A 2,893-nucleotide genomic window follows, 5' to 3' on the forward strand; every position below is an offset into this window, starting at 1 on the left:
TTGGGTATAAAAGTATCAATACTTTCGTTAACTAGGATGTAAATAATGAAAAACTCGTTTGATCTCACTATGCCCAACGAAGAAGGATACTTTGGTGAATACGGTGGTAGCTTTGTTCCACCTGAGCTTGAACAAATCATGCATGACATCAACGCAGCTTATGAGGAATGCTGCAAAGATCCTGAATTTAAAGCGGAACTCGCTCGTCTGTATAAGCACTTTGTTGGACGACCTAGCCCAATCTTCCATGCGGAAAACTTGTCTAAAAAATACGGAGCAGACATCTACCTAAAGCGCGAAGACTTAAACCATACAGGCGCACATAAAATTAACCACTGCTTAGGGGAAGCCATTCTCGCTAAAAAGATGGGTAAGAAGAAACTGATTGCTGAAACTGGCGCAGGACAACACGGTGTTGCGCTTGCTACAGCCGCGGCATTGGTTGGCTTGAAATGCGATATTTACATGGGTGAAGTTGATATCGCCAAAGAGCATCCGAATGTCGTCCGCATGAGAATCCTTGGTGCTAATGTCATTCCTGCCACTCATGGGCGCAAAACCCTCAAAGAAGCGGTAGATTCTGCATTCGAAGCTTATCTGAAAGATCCTGATACACAACTTTATGCGATAGGCTCTGTCGTTGGCCCTCACCCATTCCCTAAAATGGTACGAGATTTCCAATCAATTATCGGTAACGAAGCACGAGTTCAATTCAAAGAAATGACCGGCAAGTTACCCAATAATCTCGTCGCATGCGTTGGAGGTGGTTCTAACGCGATGGGGCTATTTACTGCTTTCTTAGAGGATGAACAAGTCGCCATTCACGGCGTTGAACCTGCGGGCCGCTCTTTGCAAAAGGTTGGCGAGCATGCTGCAACACTCACACTCGGTGAGCCAGGTATCATGCACGGATTTAAGTCTTACATGCTTAAAGATGCGCAAGGCGAACCTCAGGAAGTGTACTCTGTAGCAAGTGGCTTGGATTACCCATCGGTTGGGCCTCAGCATAGTTACTTAAAAGACATTGGCCGTGTCAATTACGGCTCAATCAGTGATGACGAAGCGATTGATGCCTTCTTTGAGCTGTCTCGTGAAGAGGGAATAATCCCTGCTATTGAATCCTCACACGCTGTCGCTTACGCAATTAAACTCGCACAGCAAGGAGAAACCGGCTCGATTTTGATCAACTTATCAGGCCGTGGTGACAAAGACATTGATTTTGTCGTTGAACACTACGGCGCAAAATACGGCATTGAATCACTCATATAGCCTAACTCCGTAGCCTAACCCTACATGCAAAAAGCTACCTGGTACTAGGTAGCTTTTTGTTTTTGTCTACTATTTTAAGAAGCAAGTCCCTTTACTCACTGCTCTCACTATACCTTTAGAGCATAATTCGATTAACCGATAAGAGCTGGAATGCCTGGAAGCTGACCAACAATAGCAAGGGAGCCTGCACAAACGATAAACGCAGTGCCAGGAATCAGATATTTATCTTTGCGCGATAGTTCGTTAGCACGCTCATGGTCGCCGATAAGCCCGAGGTTATCCAACAGCATCGTGATTGCCCAACCGAAGACTGGATTAACGAATGCACAGGCAAAAATACAGATACCTGCACTGAGTGAATCTTTATGCTTATGGATCATCTGCATACCCGCTTCAAGGAGTGGTAAGAATACACCCACAATCAAAGCAACGCGCAGAACAGGTTCCCACATTGCTAGATCCATTGGGTAGCCAATTACCGCCGCCGCAATACACATGAAACCCGTCAACAGAGCGCCACCTGGAATAGGACGCTTGGCAATTGCGGCAGGAATCATGTACGTTCCCCAAGAAGAAGCTAGGTTTCCGCCCCCTAAGAGTGAACCAACCCCCTGACGAACAGATGCTCCGACCATCGTGTCGTCGACATCCATGAGTACACCTTTCGCTTCTTTTGGGTAGTTAAGTTCTTGAAACACACGATGGCCGAGATAATCAGGGGACCACATAGCGACTGCCAGTAGAGCAAATGGAGTCACGGCAATAAAGTGCTCTAGGGTTGGCCAGCCTAGCTGCCAGCCTGTATCTTCACCCCACCAGTAGAATGGACTGAAATTAGGCAGGCCCGGTTCTGTGGTAAAGGCAAACTCAGCGCCCATCAAATAAGCAACAATACCCGCGAGTGCAGAGCACAATGGGATAGCGAGCCAACGTTTATTGATCTTGGCTAAGTAAGCGTAAACCATAACGGTTAGGCCTATGACCACAAACGAAATGTAACCTTGGTCCGTACTTGCAGCCCACGCTTCCGTCTTATTAATTTGCCCGAGCAACCCAACAGCACCAAGGTAGATCAACAACCCTCCTCGAACCCCGATACCAGTCAGAGTCATGAGTTTAGAGCCACCTTTGGTTAAGGCGAGAATTAACCCAAAAACACATACCATCAAACCTAGCGCGAGAGGGTGCCCTCCTGCAGCTGCAATCATAGGAATCAGCGGTATCATTGGGCCATGGGTTCCCGCTAAGTTTGCATTCGGGTTTAGTATGGCAGAAAACAGGATGACGAACAGGGCTCCAGCGATAAGTAATTCGTAACGCACGTTTTCTGCAATGAATTCCGGAGATAAACCAAACTGAGCAGCAAAAGCGGAAACCATGGCAGTGACCATAACCACTTTACCAATGGTTGCTGCTAATGCCGGTACCCAGTCTTCGATTTCAATACTGTAATCACGTGAGGGCAAATGAATTCCCCAGCGACGGAAACTCATGACGGTTAAATCATGATTTAGAAAGTCTTCTCGGTTTTCAAATTCATGCGGTTTTTTGCGCACATCCCTGTAAAAAGTCTTACTTTTGTCAGACATTGAGTCATCCTTTTATGTTTCAACGTTGAACTACG

Annotated in this window: 2 protein-coding genes; one reads left to right on the forward strand and one right to left on the reverse strand. The window is 46.6% G+C overall.

Going from position 1 to position 2,893, the window contains the following annotated elements; genetic code table 11:
* Positions 1-45 precede the first annotated feature (45 nt).
* Positions 46-1,269, forward strand: a complete 1,224-nt coding sequence (gene trpB / locus CAG68_RS01385) for a tryptophan synthase subunit beta (protein ID WP_104976530.1) — start codon at positions 46-48, stop codon at positions 1,267-1,269.
* Between the two features lie 131 nt (positions 1,270-1,400).
* Here trpB and CAG68_RS01390 read toward each other — a convergent pair whose 3' ends face one another.
* Complete coding sequence (locus tag CAG68_RS01390) at positions 1,401-2,858, reverse strand: DUF3360 domain-containing protein (protein ID WP_005375642.1); 1,458 nt, start codon at positions 2,856-2,858, stop codon at positions 1,401-1,403.
* Positions 2,859-2,893: the final 35 nt, after the last annotated feature.

The sequence above is a fragment of the Vibrio sp. V42_P2S4T144 genome, assembly GCF_009904715.1.
Taxonomy (GTDB): Bacteria; Pseudomonadota; Gammaproteobacteria; order Enterobacterales; family Vibrionaceae; genus Vibrio; species Vibrio alginolyticus.